Origin of the sequence: Streptococcus sp. 210928-DFI.4.42 (assembly GCF_020554365.1) — a bacterium.
GTDB lineage: Bacteria > Bacillota > Bacilli > Lactobacillales > Streptococcaceae > Streptococcus > Streptococcus parasanguinis_S.
On the sequence record NZ_JAJCHF010000013.1, the window covers coordinates 15,969 to 33,393 of the forward strand.

Sequence of the window (17,425 nt, forward strand, 5' to 3'; positions counted from 1 at the left end):
AGAATGAAATGTAGGGAACGGAACACTCATCCTTGGATTCGTGTGGCAAACCCTTCCCTTATATACAGGAGTTTTACATGAAAAAACAAGCTTTTAGTTCTGAAAAGTATTTGAACTTGCAACGTGACCACATTATTGAGCGGATCAATCAATTCGATGGCAAGCTCTACCTTGAATTTGGTGGTAAGATGTTAGAAGACTTCCACGCTGCTCGTGTCCTCCCTGGATACGAACCAGACAATAAGATCAAGCTGCTCCAAGAATTGCGTGACCAGGTGGAAATTGTCATTGCCATCAACGCCAACAACATTGAGCACTCAAAAGCCCGTGGAGACCTAGGAATTTCTTATGACCAAGAAGTGCTACGTTTGATCGACAAATTCAATGAATTAGGGATCTTTGTGGGCTCTGTCGTGATCACCCAATATGCTGGACAAGCTGCAGCAGACGCCTTTCGCAAGCAACTGGATAAGAGCGGGATCGCCTCTTATCTCCACTATCCGATCAAGGGCTATCCGACCGATATGGACCATATCATCTCTCCTGAGGGGATGGGGAAAAATGACTACATCAAGACTAGCCGCAATTTGGTCGTTGTGACAGCTCCTGGACCTGGTTCTGGTAAGCTCGCAACTTGTATGTCCAATATGTACCATGACCAATTAAATGGGATCAAATCTGGTTATGCTAAGTTTGAAACCTTCCCAGTTTGGAATCTTCCTTTGCACCACCCAGTCAACTTGGCTTATGAAGCAGCGACTGCCGATCTAGACGATGTCAATATGATCGATCCCTTCCACCTCCAAACCTACGGGGAAACAACGGTCAACTACAACCGCGATATTGAAATCTTCCCTGTCTTGAAGCGCATGTTGGAACGCATCCTAGGAACCTCACCTTATGCTTCTCCAACAGACATGGGCGTCAACATGGTTGGCTTTGCCATTGTGGACAATGACGCTGCGATTGAAGCTTCCCAACAAGAAATTATCCGTCGCTACTACCAAACCATCTTAGATGTCAAAGCAGAGCGTGTCGGTGAAGGAGCTGTCAAGAAGATCGAGCTCTTGATGAATGATTTGGGGATTACTCCAAATGATCGGAAAGTGACCGTGCTTGCCCGCCAAAAAGAAGAAGAAACAGGGGAGCCAGCCTTGGCCCTTGAATTGCCAAACGGCGAGATGGTAACCGGAAAAACCTCCGATCTCTTTGGCCCAACCGCAGCCCTCTTAATCAATGCGATCAAGAAATTGGCGCATATTGATAAAGAAACCAAATTAATCGAGCCAGAATACGTCCAACCTATCCAAGGCTTGAAGATCAATCATTTGGGTAGCCGCAATCCTCGTCTTCACTCGAACGAAATCCTCATTGCCCTGGCCATTACAGCTATGACCAATGAAGACGCTAAGCTTGCTATGCAAGAATTAGGCAAGTTGAAAGGCAGTGAAGCCCACTCAACCGTGATGCTAACAGACGAAGACAAGAATGTCCTTCGCAAGCTCGGTATCAACGTCACTATGGACCCTGTCTACCAATACGATCGCTTGTATCGTAAATAAATTAAGACAAACAAAAACAATCCCTGCTCGAGGGATTGTTTTTTTATAATGCAAAGAAGAGAAACTATTTGACAGCCTCCCATAATTGGCGAATGGGCTTTCTTTGAACAGGGTCCACAAAATGAGGAGCAATTTCATTCAAAGATTCTAGGACAAAGGCACGTTCTGCCACATAAGGATGCGGTAAGATCAAGCTCGGACTGTAACAAATGGTGTCCTCCATGTAGAGCAGATCTAGATCAATCACACGTGGCCCCCACTTGACCTCACGAACACGTCCCATTTCTTGCTCAATGGCAAGTAAGGTTTCTAGTAAATCCTCTGGGGTCATCCAGGTTTCAACCTCTGCCACTTGATTCAAAAAGGTGTCTTGCTCCACTCCTCCCCAAGGTTCTGTTTCAATCCTTGTGGATGTTTGAAGAAGATGAATGCCTCGACCCTTGATTTTTTCTAGCGCCGTCTCTAGTTGCAGTTGTTTATCTCCCATATTGGTCCCAAGCCCAATAAAGGCTCGTTTTTTCTCTCGTTCGATTGTCACCGAACAAGTCTCGAGTGGCAAGGGAACAGGAGCCCAAGGTTTTTTCAACTCCAGACGAACTTTTTCTACAAAGGCATAGCTTTCGAAAATCTTTTGCACCAATTGAAAGGCAACCGTTTCAATCAGATCGATCTTTTCTGCCTGCATCCACTCGGTCAACTGTTCCGCCAAGATCCCGTAATGGATCGAAGCATCCAAATCTCCTGTGCGGGCAGCACGGGTCATTTCATAATCCACCCATAGGTCTAGGACAAAGCGTTGTCCCAATTCTTTTTCTGCCGGAAAAACACCATGATAGGCGTATATCTCTAAGTCCTTGATCCGTAATTGATCCACTCTCTTCACCTCTTATAGCCGGCCATTAGTGGCCCATGAGTTTATAGGCTTCATTTTTCAAGTCTTTATCTGTCGCAAGCAGTCCACGTGCAGCAGTTGTCACTGTTGCAGTCCCAGGTTTACGGACACCACGCATGTTCATACACATATGCTCTGCTTCTACCCAGACAAGGGCACCTTGCGCTCCAAGATATTCCATCAAGGCATCTGCGATTTCTACCGTCAAACGTTCCTGAATCTGTGGTTTTTTAGCGTAAACTTCGACCGTACGAGCCAGTTTTGAAAGCCCAGCAACACGGCCATTTGGAATGTAGGCAATGTGCACTTTTCCATAAAATGGCAAAAAGTGATGCTCACACATGGAATGGAAGAAGATATCCTTCTCGACCACCATATTGTTATCAATGATTTCAAATGATTTAGACAGGTGCTCTTCTGCTGTCTGCCCTAGTCCTGCAAAGATTTCTTGGTACATCTTGGCAATGCGGGTCGGCGTTTCCTGAAGTCCCTCACGGTTCTCATCTTCACCGACTGCCTCGATGATCATTTTCACTGCTTCTTCAATTTTCTTTGTATCCATATCATCTCCTAGTTGGATTTTTCTGTTTTTAATAAATAAGGTCGTACCTGGCTAAGGAAGTAGAGCGACCCCGTTACAATGAGGAGCTCATCGCCTTCAGCTTGCCAGTTTTGTAGAAACTCTTGCCAGTTGACTTCCTCAAGCTGATGGTTTTTCGCAGCAGCTCTTATCTCTTCTTGAGAATAGGCTCTTGGATCTTCAAAGCTCGTGAGGATCAAGCGACTATTTTCCAGTTCCTGCCACTGAATGAGCATCTCTTCTAAGGCTTTGGTCCGGATGCAGGTAAAAAGAATGGTCTTTTTTTGACTTGGGAACAGTTCCCGAAGACTTGCGATCAAGGGCGCAACGGCATGGGGGTTATGGGCCCCATCTAGCAAGATCATGGGATTTTGCGATACCACTTCCATCCGGCCAGGCCAGACGACTTGATGCAAGGCCTCATCCACTAACTCTCTTGACAAGAGTTCACGCCCTTCTCTTTCAAAAAGTACATCACAGATACTGATCGCAAGAGCTGCATTTCTGGCCTGGTGATGTCCTAAAAGCGCTACTTGATAGGAGGCTTTTTCTCTTTTGGAACTGTGATAAGAAAAGGATTGGCCCGATAGACAAGAGGCTTCTAGCTCAACTTGGTAATCTCTGTCATAGGCTGTTATCGGTGCCTGCTTCTGAATCGCAATGCCTTCAATGACTTGGCTGGCTTCTGCTTCTAATTTCCCTAGAACCAGAGGAATTCCTAGCTTAATGATACCAGCCTTTTCACGGGCGATGGAAGCCAGATCTGGCCCAAGAAGGGCAACATGATCCAAGCCAATCGAAGTAATCGCAGTCAGAACAGGCTGACAGACATTGGTACTGTCTAGTCGTCCCCCCATACCGACTTCCATAATCACATATTCCAGCTCCTCATGAGCAAAATAATCATAGGCGATGGCCGTCATCACTTCAAATTCCGTCAACCCTTGAAAGATGGCCCTTGATTGTTCAGCTTTCAGGAGCTGCTGGTAACTATCCAGGTAGGTTTGCAGGTCTCGATCCGAAATGGATTCGCCATTAATGGTGATTTGGTCATTGTAATGGATCAGATAAGGAGAGGTAAAGACTCCAACCCGTAAACCTGCCTGCCTCAAGAGTTGGGACAAGGTAGCAATGGTAGATCCTTTGCCATTGGTCCCCGCAACATGAATGACCCGACAGTCTAGGTGAGGATTTCCTCTCAAAGCCAAGAGAGCTTCCATGCGCTCCAAACCGAAATGTGGATCTTGAGAACGATAGGCTTCTAGCCAACGAAGATCCAACTGATGTTCTTTTGTCTTCATTTACTTGTATTGTTTTAAATTGGTATCTGCTGCCTCTTGGGCTTGGAAAATAGCTTGGCCCAGACTGGCTGCCATCTTGTGAAGGGGAATATCATGCACCCGCACCACTTCGACTCCTTGACTGGCTGCAATACTGGTCAAATGGCTCGAAGCCAGGTCCCGATTCCAAAAACCAGTCTCCGTTGCAGGATCTGTCTCAAATCCAGCTTCCTCAATAATGTTGACCACAAAACGTTTGCGGGAGACCCCTAGAAAGATCGGATAGCCCTTTTGGTGAATCGTCTCTAGCTCTTGCAATAAGAGTAAGTTCTCGCGCTTGGTCAACCCAAATCCGATCCCAGGATCCAACATAATACGATCCATCTGGACACCGGCTGCTTTCGCTACCTCAAGCGAGCGGTCAAAGAAGGTCCACATCACGTCTTGAATCGGTTCTTGATCCATCTGTTGAAGCTCTTGCTCTGAAAAGACTGGTTCAAAACCAAAACGTGGAAAGATAGTGGAACTTGGATGATGCGGTCTTGCCATCACTGGATTAAACATGAGAACTGCGCTCGCTTCATGCTCCGCAACCACAGCAGCCATCTTAGGATCTCCAAGAAAACCAGTAATATCGTTGACAATATCAGCTCCAGCTTCGAGCGCCGCCGCTGCCACCTGGGACTTCCAGGTATCCACTGAAATCAAGACATCACTTTCTTTCCGAATGGCTTTAATTACTGGAACCACGCGGTCAATCTCTTCTTGGATCTCCACATAATGACTTCCTGGTCTGGTTGATTCTCCTCCGATATCGAGGACCCGAGCCCCTTCTTGGATCAGTTTTCTCGCCTGCTGCAAGGCTGTATCCACACTCGTATATTTACCGCCATCAGAAAATGAATCCGGAGTGACATTTAAGATCCCACAAAGAAGGGTCCCTTGCCCACTCAGCCATTTTTTATCAATCATTTTCGTTCTCCTTTGGTTCCCTTCCTACAGCATGATTGCGAATAAAAGAGGCTAGAACAAGTGTTCTAAACCTCTGAGTCTACTCTCCATACGGATTTCTGATTTTTTCTGACCTTCTGTAAGAAGGTTCTGCATCAAAACTCATTGGTACCTACCATTTTATCATAATTTATCATGGAAGAAAACTCTCGATACCGGCAATAAACAAAGGAGTATGACCACCGGATAATAATAAGCTAGCGCATTCAAGGTCATATGAAGGCAAATGCTGTACTCGATCCGCTGGTAGCGATAAGCCACCCAAGTTAAGATCAAAGACATACCTCCGTAGGCTACCCATTCCCCCAAGGCGCTCGGTCCATGCAAATAAGTAAAAAAGAGAGCACCGGCTAAGTAACCGATCGGTTCTGCTCCTCGAAAGATCAAACGAGGGATGATGGCCCGACAAAGTAGCTCTTCTAGAATCGGAGCGACAAGGATCACGACCATTCCCATAGCAAGAAAAGGAGCATGAGATTGCAGCTCATTCAGAGCCGCTTGGTTTGCTGTTGTACCACCTGCCTCTTGTTTCAACAAGGGATAGGCGAGCAGATTATTAGCCATCAACAAGAGAAGAAAAAGAAAATTTCTCCCCAAAGCCGGCCAGGTAATGACCCGAACATCTAAGTTCTCCAGAGGGCTCATCTTGATGACCTTATAAAAAACAAAGAGCACTGCCACTGTCACCATGAGAGTGAGGATAGTGATCCACCTTGCATCCATTCCTTCTTGAAAGGAATAAACCATAGTGATGAGGGGAAATTGTGAGAGGAAGAATAAGGGCACAAAAAGAAGGAGCCAGAGGGCATTCTTACATAATGGGTGCTTTCGAACAAAAGACTGTATATTTTTCAATGGACAACCTCTTTCTTGTATAAAATAAGAAGACTGGGACTTTCGCCTTCAGCCTTCTCTCTTTATTTCAGTTTACTGATTTTTGAAACGTTCAACGTCACGCGCAATCACCAACTCTTCATCAGTTGGAATCACCAATACCTTCACACGGGAATCATCTGTGGAAATATCTCCGACAACTCCAAAGACGTTCTTTTCAGGGTCGACCTTGCAGCCAAACCAGCTGATTCCATTGATAATAGAAGAACGAACGTTTACTGCATTTTCACCGATTCCTGCTGTAAAGATGATGGCATCTGCACCATTCAAAACAGCCAAGTATTGACCGATGTATTTTTGCAAACGATCGATAAAGATATCGTAAGCCAATTTAGCTTTTTCGTCTCCATTGTGCATCGCTGTATGGATATCCCGCATGTCGCTAGAAGATTCAGAAACACCCAGAAGACCTGATTCACGATTGAGGATGCGGCTAATATCTTCAGGCTTACTGAAATCCTCTGTATGTTCCATCAAGTAAGGAATAATCGCTGGATCAAGATCCCCTGTACGGGTTCCCATCATGACACCACCTAGAGGGGTGAAGCCCATTGAGGTATCGACAGAGATTCCCTTGTCAACCGCTGTAACAGATACACCATTTCCAACGTGGCAGGTGATCAATTTCAATTCTTCTAATGGTTTTCCAAGAAGTTTAGCAGCTTCACCAGCTACATACTGATGACTGGTTCCATGAGCGCCATATTTACGAACCTTATTTTCTGTGTAATATTTAGTTGGAAGAGGGTAACGATAAGCTTTTTCCGGCATGGTTGTATGGAAAGAAGTATCAAATACCACAACACTGGTAATATTTGGACAAATCTCTCTAAAGGCACGAATTCCAGCTGCATTTGCAGGATTATGAAGAGGTGCTAACAAAGACAATTCTTCTACTTTTCGAAGGACTTCGTCATCTACCAAAGCAGAATCCTTGAAGTATTCTCCACCAGCAACGACGCGGTGGCCCACACCTGTAATCTCATCGTAGGATTTGATAATATCAAAGCGAATCAAATCATCCAACAAAATTTTTACAGCTTGTGTATGGTCCTGGATATCTAATACTTGTTTTTCAGAGCGTCCATCAAATTTAACTGTTGAAATAGAATCCTTCAAACCGATCCGTTCAATCAATCCTTTTGCAAGAACAGTTTCCTCTGGCATTTGGTACAATTGCCATTTCAAACTAGAGCTTCCTGCATTAATAGAAATTGTTTTCGACATATATTCACCTCATTAAGCGTTTTCACTTCCTCTATTATATCAGATCTTTGATCAAATTTCACTATCCTTTAACCAGTTTTGGAAACTTTCCATAAAGTGAACCACCTGGTCATGATCCTGGAGATCGGTAAACGGATAGACAAAGGGCTGAACAGACTCTTCTTCTTGTTTTCGTAGGACGAAAATCGTCTTAGCATAGGCTGGATTTGAAAAGAGAGATTCTGGCAAGGTCAGCATGGCAAGGATTTGGGCTTTGTCTGTTAGCCAAGCTTTCAACAGATCACTCTGAGGGCTTGTCAAGAGATTATTTGGAGCTAAAAAGATGGCAACTCCTTGAGGTTTCAGATATTTCAGAGCCTGTTCCATCATGAGGTGATGGGCATAGGTATGGCCTTCGGAGCTCGCCACCTGATAGCGCTGTGCAATCGCATCATCTGGATAATAGCCAATCGGTAAGTCGCTAACGATCAAGTCACTTTCTTTCAACACTTGTGGGCGAACCGCATCGCCTTGTGCAAAGACAACACTGGATTCCATCACATCTGCGATACTAGCAGATAGGTCAATCAAGAGATCATCCACTTCCAATCCTAAGTAATCAATCGTGAGGCGGCTATTGTTGACAATGGTCTCAGCGAGATTTCCGGTTCCACTTCCCACTTCTAAGACATCTAGTTGGTCGCTTTTAGCCAACTGATCGATCAAAAATGTAATGATAAAACCAATCGCATCTGGTGTGAACTGGTGATTCGCTTGTAAAGGCTCTGTCTGAGCAGCTTTCATAAAAAGGAATTGGTAGGCTCTGCGCCATTCTTCCTTACTTAAATCTAGTTCTTTTAATTTTTTGCTATTGTTTTTAACAATGTCTAGATCCGTCTTGCCATCCAAATACATGGCATTCTGTTCAATCAAGGCGTCATAAAAGTTGGTCGACAATTCATTTTGAATACTTTGAGTGTTTTCTAATAGATAGGTATAGGCTTGTTCAATTTTTTCGAAATTCATGATTTCCTCCGCACCCTATCATACCAAAAATTAGTCTTTTTCGCTATTTTCTGATGGCTCCTTGGCCTCTTTTGGCGTCTCTTCAGAAGGCTTTTCGCTCCCTGCCTTCTCCTTATCTTTCTGCGTCTTCTTCTTTTCTTTTTGACTCTTCTTGCTTTCCTTTTCTTCCCTTACAGGAAGGACAAACTCATAGCTTTCGCCATCCATCTTAGCCTGAGCATGAAGAAAACCAGTATCCTTCTTTAGCTGAACTGTTCCAGACTTTAAATGAATCTCTGATGTCTTCTCATCACTCTTTCTCTTTTCAAGAGCCAATTGCACCAAAGCATAGGCCCGAAGGCGATCTTGACTCGTCTTTAAGATCCGTCTCTCCGCAACCTGACGGTGCAGGTAAAACTGAAGCAAGAGACTAAAAATCGCTGCCATCAAGAGGGCGTAGAGCAAGACACCAGCCTTAACTTTTTTCATTTTGCATCGCTGGTACCACATGGTAGACATACTCCCTTTCTAGACCTTCTTCAAAATTCAAACGCAGATGAATCAACTCTCCCTCCTGCCAAATTTGGCTAGAGCGAACTCCTGAAATCATAGGCTGATAGCCCCTGCCCTTATCATCTGTTTTTCGGATATCATCTCCTTTAGATTGACCAATGGCAATTGGTTTTTGATCCTGAACCAAGTAGATATGATTGTCCGCTACTTTTTCAAAATGGCTCCGATCCAATTCCACCTGCAATTGTTGCTGAAAAAGTACCCATTCTTCCTGCTTTTGATGCGCCTGGTAGTCCAATTCAGCATGCAGGAGCTTGGTCAAGCCTTGAAAGACCAACACACCCCCACTGAGCACCAAGAGAGCGACCAAGGCTTCGAGCAGGGTAAAGGCATTGACCTTTCCGTTATTCCACATGCAGTACCACCTTCCCTTGATGATAGACCGTGAGCTGATCGGCATCTTTTTCGACTTGAACCTGAATACCATTGGCCTCCAGATGATTTTGCCCTGTCTGAAGCGCCATTTGAGCGACAGATAAGACCTCTACCTCTTTGAAATCCGCTAGTCGCTCCTTGCGCGAACGCCGGATCTCCCCTAACAATAAGGTCGTAATCATGGCAAATAAACCCAAGGCAACTAAGGATTCTATGAGAATACTAGCGGGAACGGATGCTTTTTTTAATTTTCCCATTTCCAAGCGACAGTTGATAGGTCACCACTCCTCTCTGTGTCTGAAAGTGAACATTGGCCAGGGATGAATTGCCACCTGCTCGGTCTAAACGAATAGTTTTAGGATCTTGCAAAATGACAGAATCAGGAATCTCCACCGTCTGGTAAGGCGTTTGAATCTTCCTTGCAGTCACTTCAACATCCAATTCCGTTTGCCTTGCCAGCGCTATTTTCTGGCTTTCTTGATAGAGGTGTTCAAACTCTGCAAAAAATACTTTTTCTTCCACCTGCTGAAAGCTCGTCTTGATCGATCCCGATAAGCCCAGATAGATAAAACTGACGATCATCAAGGTCAGAAGAGTCTCCACCAAGGTGAAGGCCTTAATCTGCAACCGCACGAGTTTCTCCACTATTTTTCGCATAATAGGCACGGTAGGACTCTGCTTGTTTGTTGGTAATATTTCCATCCGCAATCAGCTTTGCTAGAGTAGCTTGGTCATTGGTATGATTGAGCTCGTACAATTCAGCCTGGCTTTCGACCACCTTCACAACCGCTGCATTTCCTGTCTCTTTCACGGAGTCTTTTTGCTTGGTCAAATTCGGCACAAAGAGCAATAAGAGCACACTGATGATCAATAAGACCACCAACATTTCAATCAGTGTAAAGGCTTTAACCTTATAGGTTTTTAATTTTTTCATAAATGAACCTCCATATTTTGATAAATCGGCAGCAACATGGCTGCGTAAAGTAAGACAATCACAAGAGCCACAAAGACAAACACCAAGGGTTGTATCACATTCATAGCCTTGTGAACCCGACGAAAGAAATCTTCCCATGTTTTTTCAGCGTAGATCTCTAGCTCACTTCCGAGCTTTGATTTGACTTCACCATATTCAATCATAAGAGGCAATTCTTTTTTGAAAAAAGGATACCCCCTGACCGTCTCTGAAAAGGACTGGCCACGATCTAAAGAAAGAGCTAAATCCCTTCCAATTTCTTGAAAAAGCTGGGATTTTTGCTCCTGCATCATGGAAAAAATCTGAGACAATTCCAATCCTTGCCCAATCAGATTGCCCCATTCTCTGGCATAATAGGCTGTCAAATAAGCTTGAATCATGCCTTTTCCGAAAGGCAGATGAGACAAGCTTCTAAAAACCTTGATCTTGCCTGACTTTCGATAATAGAGAAAGCCGAGTAAGAAGAAGGTTACCAGTCCCGCTCCTAAGGCCAAAAAGAGTTGCGGGAAGGAACTGATCAATTGCGTCCCAATATTTTGAGCATCCATTTGAGGAAGCAAGTAATTGCGCAAGCCTAGCATAATCAGAACTAAAAATCCAAGCAAGATGAGAGGATAGGTGCTCACCTCAATCAGCTTTTTCTTGACCTTGCGCATGTTTTCTAGGTAAGCACTGATTTTCTCCAAGCTCAATGCAAGATTGCCATGAAGCTCAGCGAGAGACAGCTGTGTCGTGACCGCATCTGAAAAACCGATCCCCGCCATCATTTCTGAAAAACTCCGCCCCCTCGAGAGGTCCTCTCGCATCTGGGAAACCAAACGACTCTCCACTAGGTGAGAGCGATCCAGAAAATCGACAATCTCAGACAGATGAAAACCACTCGAATAAAGATTCAAAAACAATTCGATGATTTGCTTTTGTTTAGCGGTAGATAATTTTTTCGGCTTGCGCCTGAGCCAGCTGGATATATCCCGATTGAGCCAAGAGATCCATTTGTTGGTTCCAGCGGCTGGCTGAGTGCTCTTGGTAGTTTTCCGTCGCAAAATCGACCACACCTCCTCCTGCAATTAATCGTTGGTAGCAAATACCTTGTAAAACAATCTTGAGTTCTTCCTCACTCACTCCAAGTTCTAAGAGCCTCTCATAAACACCTCGAACGCTTTTCGCATGAATCGTAGAGAAGACGGTGACTCCTGTCAAACTAGCTCGTACGACTGCACGAGCTGTTTCCTTATCTCGGATTTCCCCAATGATGAGAAGGTCCGGCCGATGGCGCAAGGAGAGTTTGATCAGGTTGTCATAGGTCATGCCGATCTGGTCATTCAGCTGAAGCTGAAGCATATTATCCTGCTTGATCTCGACAGGATCTTCAATAGACATGACTTGCTGGTCCGCAAAGCGCTCTTGCGCCAAAGCATGCATGAGAGTGGTCTTTCCCGAGCCAACGGGGCCCGCAAAAAGATAAAGCCCACGACCAGCCAATTTCTTCTGCAAGTCTGGCAGCTGGTCAAACCAAAACCGCAATTCACGTTCCTCATCATGCAAGAGCCGAATGACCAAGCTTTCATAACCACGATAATCCCCCACCGTTGACAAGCGAATCGAGACCACTCCATCCTCTAATGGGTAATCACACGACCCTAGCTGGCTGCGCCTTTTTTCTCCCACATTCATCCCTGCCACGAACTTAAAGTGGCTAATCATAGCCGTCATGTCCTCAAAAGGGAAGGACTTTACAAAGCGCCTCTCGTCTCCCACCCTCATAAAAACCTGGTACTCCTCCTTCCGAGGAATGAAGTAAAGATCCTGAGCTTCTTCCTTTTTCCCCATGCGGATCAATTTTTTTGCAATTTCTTGAACCATAGTTCCTCCTCTCACTTATACTATTCGAAAAAGAAGACAAAAAAAGAAGACTTTCTAGATCGCTCTAAAAAATCTTCCGCATTTCTCTTATGACAGGGTCGTCCCCTTTTTTGAATCGAGTGTATATTGACAAGAACGGTGTTTGCGACTGCCTCTTTCCTTTTCGTAGCCTGGGCGGAGCTTGCTTTTAGGGATCTTATGCTCGTCTTCTAGGAGGACAATCGAATGGAAAAACTGCACATCTTCACTGCAGTCCTCACACCACTCTTGCTCCTTGGTATCCCAAAAGATCGTCATGAGGTCACTCCGACTCTTATAACTTGGAAAGTGCTCATTTAACTCCAACCACTTCTGCTTGTAGTATTTCAAAGCCTGGTAATAGTCTTCAAACTTCCGACTACTCACGATATCTTCTTCCCAACCTTCTAAAAACCACCAGGGTTCACAGTCCCCGTACATTTCAATCACTCGATACATAAACTCTTCCATCCTTTGTATCCTCTATTATATAGAAAATCCTTTGAGAATAAAAGTTATCTGCTCAGAGCATGATTTTTCAGGCGATTTTCACCATTATTTTTCAAAAACAGACTGCCTAATTGCTATTGGGTCCTTTTTTCGAGAATCAAAAGAAGAGAGTTCCAATAAAATGGACAGACCATCCTGGGAACTCTCTTTTCTCAAGTATTTAGAACAATTCAAGTGCAATCATGGTTGTCATGGTTGCATCGTAATAGTTGTTCAGAGGTAGATCTTGTGTAAAGATATACTTGTTCTGTTGCACCAACTTCAAATAGCCTTTTTCATGTTCAGAGGCATAGACAATCGGTGCCAAAAAGCTTGCTGCCTGATGATTGTTCAAGGCCTTTCCTTTCAAGTCATAACCTGCATACAGGTTTCTTTGACTCTTGAAAAAGTTAAGCATCTTTTTCACCAATTTTTGACTGGTTGCGTCCTTACTTTGAACAAGGTTGTATGGAAGGCGACAAGCGTTATACGAGTAAGCACCATCATACTTGGATTCAATCGTCTTTGGATCCGCTACGCGCGTTCCTTGCTCATCTACCCAGATGAAATCAGGTAGTAAACCTGTTTTGGTTTGGGAGCTGATCGTTTGGAGTTGCTGCAACATCTTTTCTTTGATATCCAACCACTTCGAATCTTTTGTCACTTCATAAAAGATCTGGAATTGCGCTGGCAGTGTATCAGACGTCCGCATCAAATGATAAAACTCCGAATCCTGATTGGCCCAATTCCCCACCGTTAACACACCAGTTTCTTCATTGTAGTTGTGTGCGAGAATATCTTCTAAAATCGCTTTGGCTTGAGCCTGGTAGTCTTTAGCTTGCTTTGGCCATTGCTGAGCAGCTTTTAGAAGAGCATAGGCGATGTAGAGGTCTCCATCTGTGGCGTTATGATCCTCATCTTTTGCTTTCCCATTGCTGATGGTTTGTTTCCAAGACATCAATTGGGTACCTTCTAAGCGATGATTTAGATAATAGTGATAGAGTCGGTCAAAGTCTGCTTGTTGGGCTTGTCCTTTTTCGGCAGCTGCAACAGTAATGAGCATTCCATAACTTTGCGCTTCGGATAACACTACCGTTTGATTGCTATCATTGGTGGTTCGAACATAGGATTCTTTCCCTTTTGAAACAACAAAATGCTCATTCCACTGACGATAAATTCGGTTTCGCATCTCCACTTTACTTCTCGTTCTCGCTAAAAACAAGGTCAAACAGAAAATGCAAAGGATGACTAGAAACCATACATATCTCATCTTTTTCGTATTCATAATCTCTCCTATCCTGCGAATCGTTTTGTTTTAACCCATTTGGTTTCTTTCCGGTGCAATAGTTTATCCATCACAATCGAAGAGATGGCATCAATCGACACAATGATAAACAGTTGAGAATAGGTGAAATAGGCAGCCAAAGCCAACCAAATTTGCTTGGTAGTGGCTTGACCAAATTGTGAGGCAAGAGCCACATTAATCTGAAGCAGGTAAAGCCCGATCATCAAGATCCAATTGAACAACATCAATTGCGCAATGTAGATATTTTCAGAATCAAAGGCAAATGGAATTTGCACACCTGGCACCACTGTATGGATACACATGGCCAGAATATTGGCAAAAAAGATCAAGTCCGATAAGACGATGGCCGCGTTAAACCAGAAGAAGACACAGGAATAGTTGGTCACTTCTAACTTCACGCGCCAATTTCCCTTACCAAATAAATGCTTGAAGTTGGAAAGAACCACTTCATAATTCCCTTTGGCCCAACGTTTCCGTTGCATATAGTAACTCTTCAGAGTCTCTGGCTCTTGTTGGAAAGCTTCTGAATTATAGGCTAGCGCAATCAACTTCCCACTTTGCATAATCTTGAAGGAAATATCCGTATCCTCAGTCAAGGCACCGTTTTTCCATCCTCCAATACTCTTGACAAATTCGGTTTGAATAATGAAGTTAGTTCCTGGAATCCGTCCAATCTTAAAGAGATGCCACATGCCCACATGGTGGACCCGTTGGGTGACAACAATCTCTTGGTTGATACAGCGGGTCAAGAAGTTTTGATTGGCATTCCGCGTTTTATTACGGCCGAAAGAAGCCACATGACGTTCTGGATCTTTGAGGACTTCTTTGACAAGGAAATAAAGAGCATTCTTTTCAGGCATGGCATCTGCATCATAGACGCAGATATAGTCTCCAGTCGCCATCGCCAAAGCGTCATTTAACACACCGGCTTTCCCACCTGTCCCACTGCGATTGATAATGGTCAAATCACGTCCTGCATACTCTGGCAATGCTTTAACCGCCAAACACTCTTCATAAGTGCGATCGGAACAATTATCCGCAAACAGTAGTAATTCTACACGATCATGTGGGTAGTTCATATCAAGGATCGCTTTGGCTGTCTGTGCAATAACCACATCCTCATTATGGGCAGGTACGACGATCGTCACTTTTGGATAATAAGGAAGCGGATCCGTATTGACACGAAAATCACTGTGTTTAAACCAAAAATGAACGGCTGAAAAGAGGATTACTAGGCCCCAGGCTAAGGACAGCCAAATCGAAATCAAGGCAATAATCATCACAATTTGACTAATCATGGTCCACCGCCTTAAAGTTTTTATTGACACGGCGGTAAATCACCGTATAAGCTACAAATAATACAATAAAGCACAAGGCAAAAAATACACTAATGCCTACAGCTATATTAAAAAATATATTTGTAAGAGACATGTTTTCCTCCTAATATTCCACAATAATATCTGTTTCAAGTTGACGTTTTAAGTAACGAATCATTTCTTTATAGCGATGGTATTTGGTGCGATTGGATTGATCCACTACAAGAAAGCCGGACTGAAATTGGATGGCTTGCACCCCATCTTCGCCTTGGAACACCAGTCCTTCCAACTGTGGTTTTAAGACTGTCATATAATCGCCCTTCAGATCCCGCTCGCTATCAGAAGATAAGATCAAGAAATTACCGTCTGATACATAATACAAGCTTTCATTTGGCTTTAGATGATGCGTTAACAAATAGTTGATTTGGTTCAAGGTCCGATTATATTCTCTCGGCTGCAATTGGAAGAACAATTCCTCGTGCGACCAGTGAATGAGTAAGGCTTGAATCGTATCATTGGTTTCCCCACCATAAGAAGCGATGCGGTTGCGGTAATCTGCGTAAGCTTCTGGCTCTTGATCCTTCACTTTTGCAATCTCTTTAAAGAGGTGGTAGCGAATTTGGGTCAAAATTCCAATCAAGATTGGAAAACTAAAGAGCAGAAGCAAGGCTTGATGAAATGGGATATAGACAACACCCGCCACCAAAAAGACAATCCCTAGGGCAAATGACAACAGGATGGTCCATGTCAACAATAAATCCGATAAAACAATAGCAGCAAATAATCCTAAAACAAAGAACAATCCTTCTTCAATCAGAATCTCTCTTGCAAAAAACAAGCAGTAAAGTAAAAGAAGTACTTCGAAAACTATCAAAATTAGCAACCATCTACTTAACTTTTCCGTTTTTTTCATTTATTCTTTCTCTCCCTCATGAAATTCTTCGGCAGCATCTCCCTGGCCAAAGTAATGTTTAATAGCTTGCACGATTCGCTCAGAAGCTCTTCCATCTCCATAAGGATTTCGGGCATTTGCCATTTCTAGATAAAGATGTTCGTTGGTTAAGAGCTCCGTCATCGTGGATTTGACGACGGCAGGATCCGTACCAACTAATTTCAAAGTTCCTGCTTTGACCCCTTCTGGGCGTTCTGTTGTATCACGCAATACCAATACCGGTTTTCCCAATGATGGTGCTTCTTCTTGTACCCCACCTGAATCCGACATGATAAAGTAACTTCTCGAAGCCAAGTTGTGGAAGTCAAGCACATCTAAAGGTGCAATGAGATGGATCCGATCATGATCTCCTAATAGATCGTTTGCCGCCTCTTGGACCGCTGGACTAAGATGCACTGGGTAAACCACTTCAATATTCGGTTCTTGATCCACCATTTCTCTCAGAGCTCCAAAGACCGCTCTCATGGGAGCTCCTTGATTTTCTCTTCGATGCATGGTGACAAGGATGACTTTTTTAGCTGGATCCAATTGATCCAGTACTTCGTGATGATAGTTCTCTTGAACCGTGAGTTTCAGCGCATCAATAGCAGTATTTCCTGTCACCACAATAGAGGATTCCGGATGATTTTCTTTTAAGAGATTAGCCTTACTTTCGCCAGTCGGCGCAAAATACAGATCCGCTAGATCATCCGTCATTTGACGGTTCATCTCTTCTGGATACGGAGAATATTTATCAAAGGTTCTCAAACCAGCTTCGACGTGACCAATGCGGACTTGATTGTAAAAGGCAACCAAACTCGCCGCAAAGGTAGTAGTCGTATCTCCATGGACGAGCACCATATCCGGCTTTTCTTTTTTGATAACTGGATCTAATTGATTCAGAATTTTAGAGGTAATGTCTAATAAGGTCTGACTTTTCCCCATAATATCCAAATCGTAATCAGGTACGATGTTAAAGGTTTCTAAAACCTGGTCCAACATTTGACGGTGCTGAGCAGTGACCACTGTGATGGTCTCAATAACCTCCTTTTGTTTTTGTAACTCCAGCACCAAAGGGGCCATCTTGATGGCCTCCGGTCGCGTCCCAAACACAACCATAATTTTCAATTTTCCCATAAACTTCTCCCGTT

21 protein-coding genes are annotated in these 17,425 nt (G+C 43.9%); 1 reads left to right on the top strand and 20 read right to left on the bottom strand.

The window, feature by feature from the left end:
• Nucleotides 1-77: 77 nt before the first annotated feature.
• Nucleotides 78-1,562 carry a DUF1846 domain-containing protein gene (locus tag LIZ08_RS06250; protein WP_021154294.1) on the top strand — a complete coding sequence of 495 codons (1,485 nt, stop codon included), beginning with the start codon at nucleotides 78-80 and terminating at the stop codon, nucleotides 1,560-1,562.
• A 64-nt stretch (nucleotides 1,563-1,626) separates the two neighbouring features.
• Here LIZ08_RS06250 and folK read toward each other — a convergent pair whose 3' ends face one another.
• The 20 genes from folK to wecB form a co-directional block, all read right to left on the bottom strand.
• Nucleotides 1,627-2,436, bottom strand: coding sequence for a 2-amino-4-hydroxy-6-hydroxymethyldihydropteridine diphosphokinase (folK, locus tag LIZ08_RS06255; RefSeq protein ID WP_227038497.1), 810 nt, complete (start codon nucleotides 2,434-2,436; stop codon nucleotides 1,627-1,629).
• Between the two features lie 25 nt (nucleotides 2,437-2,461).
• Nucleotides 2,462-3,016, bottom strand: a complete 555-nt coding sequence (folE, locus tag LIZ08_RS06260; protein ID WP_003019101.1) for a GTP cyclohydrolase I FolE — start codon at nucleotides 3,014-3,016, stop codon at nucleotides 2,462-2,464.
• 8 nt (nucleotides 3,017-3,024) lie between these two features.
• Nucleotides 3,025-4,335, bottom strand: a complete 1,311-nt coding sequence (locus tag LIZ08_RS06265) for a bifunctional folylpolyglutamate synthase/dihydrofolate synthase (RefSeq protein ID WP_227038498.1) — start codon at nucleotides 4,333-4,335, stop codon at nucleotides 3,025-3,027.
• A complete protein-coding gene (folP, locus tag LIZ08_RS06270) occupies nucleotides 4,336-5,286 on the bottom strand; it encodes a dihydropteroate synthase (protein ID WP_227038499.1) in 951 nt (316 codons plus the stop codon).
• A 162-nt stretch (nucleotides 5,287-5,448) separates the two neighbouring features.
• Nucleotides 5,449-6,180: a type II CAAX endopeptidase family protein gene (locus LIZ08_RS06275; RefSeq protein ID WP_319637118.1), complete on the bottom strand. Its 732-nt coding sequence runs from the start codon at nucleotides 6,178-6,180 to the stop codon at nucleotides 5,449-5,451.
• Between the two features lie 72 nt (nucleotides 6,181-6,252).
• On the bottom strand, nucleotides 6,253-7,446 hold the full coding sequence (locus tag LIZ08_RS06280; RefSeq protein WP_003019073.1) for an acetate kinase: 1,194 nt from the start codon (nucleotides 7,444-7,446) through the stop codon (nucleotides 6,253-6,255).
• A 51-nt stretch (nucleotides 7,447-7,497) separates the two neighbouring features.
• On the bottom strand, nucleotides 7,498-8,451 hold the full coding sequence (locus LIZ08_RS06285) for a class I SAM-dependent methyltransferase (protein ID WP_049489154.1): 954 nt from the start codon (nucleotides 8,449-8,451) through the stop codon (nucleotides 7,498-7,500).
• Between the two features lie 30 nt (nucleotides 8,452-8,481).
• Nucleotides 8,482-8,919, bottom strand: a complete 438-nt coding sequence (comGG, locus tag LIZ08_RS06290; protein ID WP_227038501.1) for a competence type IV pilus minor pilin ComGG — start codon at nucleotides 8,917-8,919, stop codon at nucleotides 8,482-8,484.
• A complete protein-coding gene (gene comGF, locus LIZ08_RS06295) occupies nucleotides 8,906-9,358 on the bottom strand; it encodes a competence type IV pilus minor pilin ComGF (RefSeq protein ID WP_024054897.1) in 453 nt (150 codons plus the stop codon). The genes comGG and comGF overlap by 14 nt, the downstream gene beginning before the upstream one ends.
• Nucleotides 9,348-9,635, bottom strand: a complete 288-nt coding sequence (comGE, locus tag LIZ08_RS06300) for a competence type IV pilus minor pilin ComGE (RefSeq protein ID WP_003004353.1) — start codon at nucleotides 9,633-9,635, stop codon at nucleotides 9,348-9,350. The genes comGF and comGE overlap by 11 nt, the downstream gene beginning before the upstream one ends.
• Nucleotides 9,601-10,005 carry a competence type IV pilus minor pilin ComGD gene (gene comGD / locus LIZ08_RS06305; protein WP_003004513.1) on the bottom strand — a complete coding sequence of 135 codons (405 nt, stop codon included), beginning with the start codon at nucleotides 10,003-10,005 and terminating at the stop codon, nucleotides 9,601-9,603. The genes comGE and comGD overlap by 35 nt, the downstream gene beginning before the upstream one ends.
• On the bottom strand, nucleotides 9,995-10,312 hold the full coding sequence (gene comGC / locus LIZ08_RS06310; RefSeq protein WP_101770912.1) for a competence type IV pilus major pilin ComGC: 318 nt from the start codon (nucleotides 10,310-10,312) through the stop codon (nucleotides 9,995-9,997). The genes comGD and comGC overlap by 11 nt, the downstream gene beginning before the upstream one ends.
• Nucleotides 10,309-11,340 carry a competence type IV pilus assembly protein ComGB gene (gene comGB / locus LIZ08_RS06315; protein WP_227038515.1) on the bottom strand — a complete coding sequence of 344 codons (1,032 nt, stop codon included), beginning with the start codon at nucleotides 11,338-11,340 and terminating at the stop codon, nucleotides 10,309-10,311. The genes comGC and comGB overlap by 4 nt, the downstream gene beginning before the upstream one ends.
• On the bottom strand, nucleotides 11,273-12,214 hold the full coding sequence (gene comGA / locus LIZ08_RS06320) for a competence type IV pilus ATPase ComGA (protein WP_227038502.1): 942 nt from the start codon (nucleotides 12,212-12,214) through the stop codon (nucleotides 11,273-11,275). The genes comGB and comGA overlap by 68 nt, the downstream gene beginning before the upstream one ends.
• 87 nt (nucleotides 12,215-12,301) lie before the next feature.
• Nucleotides 12,302-12,691, bottom strand: coding sequence for a DUF1033 family protein (locus tag LIZ08_RS06325; RefSeq protein ID WP_031572596.1), 390 nt, complete (start codon nucleotides 12,689-12,691; stop codon nucleotides 12,302-12,304).
• A gap of 211 nt (nucleotides 12,692-12,902) precedes the next feature.
• Entirely contained in the window at nucleotides 12,903-14,006 is a 1,104-nt protein-coding gene (locus tag LIZ08_RS06330) for a glycosyl hydrolase family 8 (protein WP_049475202.1), read from the bottom strand.
• An 8-nt stretch (nucleotides 14,007-14,014) separates the two neighbouring features.
• On the bottom strand, nucleotides 14,015-15,325 hold the full coding sequence (locus LIZ08_RS06335; protein WP_045758996.1) for a glycosyltransferase family 2 protein: 1,311 nt from the start codon (nucleotides 15,323-15,325) through the stop codon (nucleotides 14,015-14,017).
• Nucleotides 15,318-15,458 (bottom strand): hypothetical protein, encoded by a 141-nt coding sequence (locus LIZ08_RS06340; protein ID WP_003004308.1) that lies wholly within the window; start codon nucleotides 15,456-15,458, stop codon nucleotides 15,318-15,320. The genes LIZ08_RS06335 and LIZ08_RS06340 overlap by 8 nt, the downstream gene beginning before the upstream one ends.
• Nucleotides 15,459-15,467: 9 nt before the next feature.
• Nucleotides 15,468-16,256: a hypothetical protein gene (locus LIZ08_RS06345; RefSeq protein WP_227038503.1), complete on the bottom strand. Its 789-nt coding sequence runs from the start codon at nucleotides 16,254-16,256 to the stop codon at nucleotides 15,468-15,470.
• Nucleotides 16,257-17,411: a non-hydrolyzing UDP-N-acetylglucosamine 2-epimerase gene (gene wecB, locus LIZ08_RS06350; RefSeq protein WP_223345762.1), complete on the bottom strand. Its 1,155-nt coding sequence runs from the start codon at nucleotides 17,409-17,411 to the stop codon at nucleotides 16,257-16,259. It abuts the gene before it with no gap.
• Nucleotides 17,412-17,425: the final 14 nt, after the last annotated feature.

Excerpts from the sequence above, each read along its gene's own strand:
- LIZ08_RS06250 (WP_021154294.1), top strand. The coding sequence starts at position 78 with ATGAAAAAACAAGCTTTTAGTTCTGAAAAGTATTTGAACTTGCAACGT.
- folE (WP_003019101.1), bottom strand. The coding sequence starts at position 3,016 with ATGGATACAAAGAAAATTGAAGAAGCAGTGAAAATGATCATCGAGGCA.
- LIZ08_RS06265 (WP_227038498.1), bottom strand. The coding sequence starts at position 4,335 with ATGAAGACAAAAGAACATCAGTTGGATCTTCGTTGGCTAGAAGCCTAT.
- folP (WP_227038499.1), bottom strand. The coding sequence starts at position 5,286 with ATGATTGATAAAAAATGGCTGAGTGGGCAAGGGACCCTTCTTTGTGGG.
- LIZ08_RS06280 (WP_003019073.1), bottom strand. The coding sequence starts at position 7,446 with ATGTCGAAAACAATTTCTATTAATGCAGGAAGCTCTAGTTTGAAATGG.
- LIZ08_RS06285 (WP_049489154.1), bottom strand. The coding sequence starts at position 8,451 with ATGAATTTCGAAAAAATTGAACAAGCCTATACCTATCTATTAGAAAAC.
- comGG (WP_227038501.1), bottom strand. The coding sequence starts at position 8,919 with ATGAAAAAAGTTAAGGCTGGTGTCTTGCTCTACGCCCTCTTGATGGCA.
- comGF (WP_024054897.1), bottom strand. The coding sequence starts at position 9,358 with ATGTGGAATAACGGAAAGGTCAATGCCTTTACCCTGCTCGAAGCCTTG.
- comGE (WP_003004353.1), bottom strand. The coding sequence starts at position 9,635 with ATGGGAAAATTAAAAAAAGCATCCGTTCCCGCTAGTATTCTCATAGAA.
- comGC (WP_101770912.1), bottom strand. The coding sequence starts at position 10,312 with ATGAAAAAATTAAAAACCTATAAGGTTAAAGCCTTTACACTGATTGAA.
- comGA (WP_227038502.1), bottom strand. The coding sequence starts at position 12,214 with ATGGTTCAAGAAATTGCAAAAAAATTGATCCGCATGGGGAAAAAGGAA.
- LIZ08_RS06325 (WP_031572596.1), bottom strand. The coding sequence starts at position 12,691 with ATGTATCGAGTGATTGAAATGTACGGGGACTGTGAACCCTGGTGGTTT.
- LIZ08_RS06330 (WP_049475202.1), bottom strand. The coding sequence starts at position 14,006 with ATGAATACGAAAAAGATGAGATATGTATGGTTTCTAGTCATCCTTTGC.
- LIZ08_RS06335 (WP_045758996.1), bottom strand. The coding sequence starts at position 15,325 with ATGATTAGTCAAATTGTGATGATTATTGCCTTGATTTCGATTTGGCTG.
- LIZ08_RS06340 (WP_003004308.1), bottom strand. The coding sequence starts at position 15,458 with ATGTCTCTTACAAATATATTTTTTAATATAGCTGTAGGCATTAGTGTA.
- LIZ08_RS06345 (WP_227038503.1), bottom strand. The coding sequence starts at position 16,256 with ATGAAAAAAACGGAAAAGTTAAGTAGATGGTTGCTAATTTTGATAGTT.
- wecB (WP_223345762.1), bottom strand. The coding sequence starts at position 17,411 with ATGGGAAAATTGAAAATTATGGTTGTGTTTGGGACGCGACCGGAGGCC.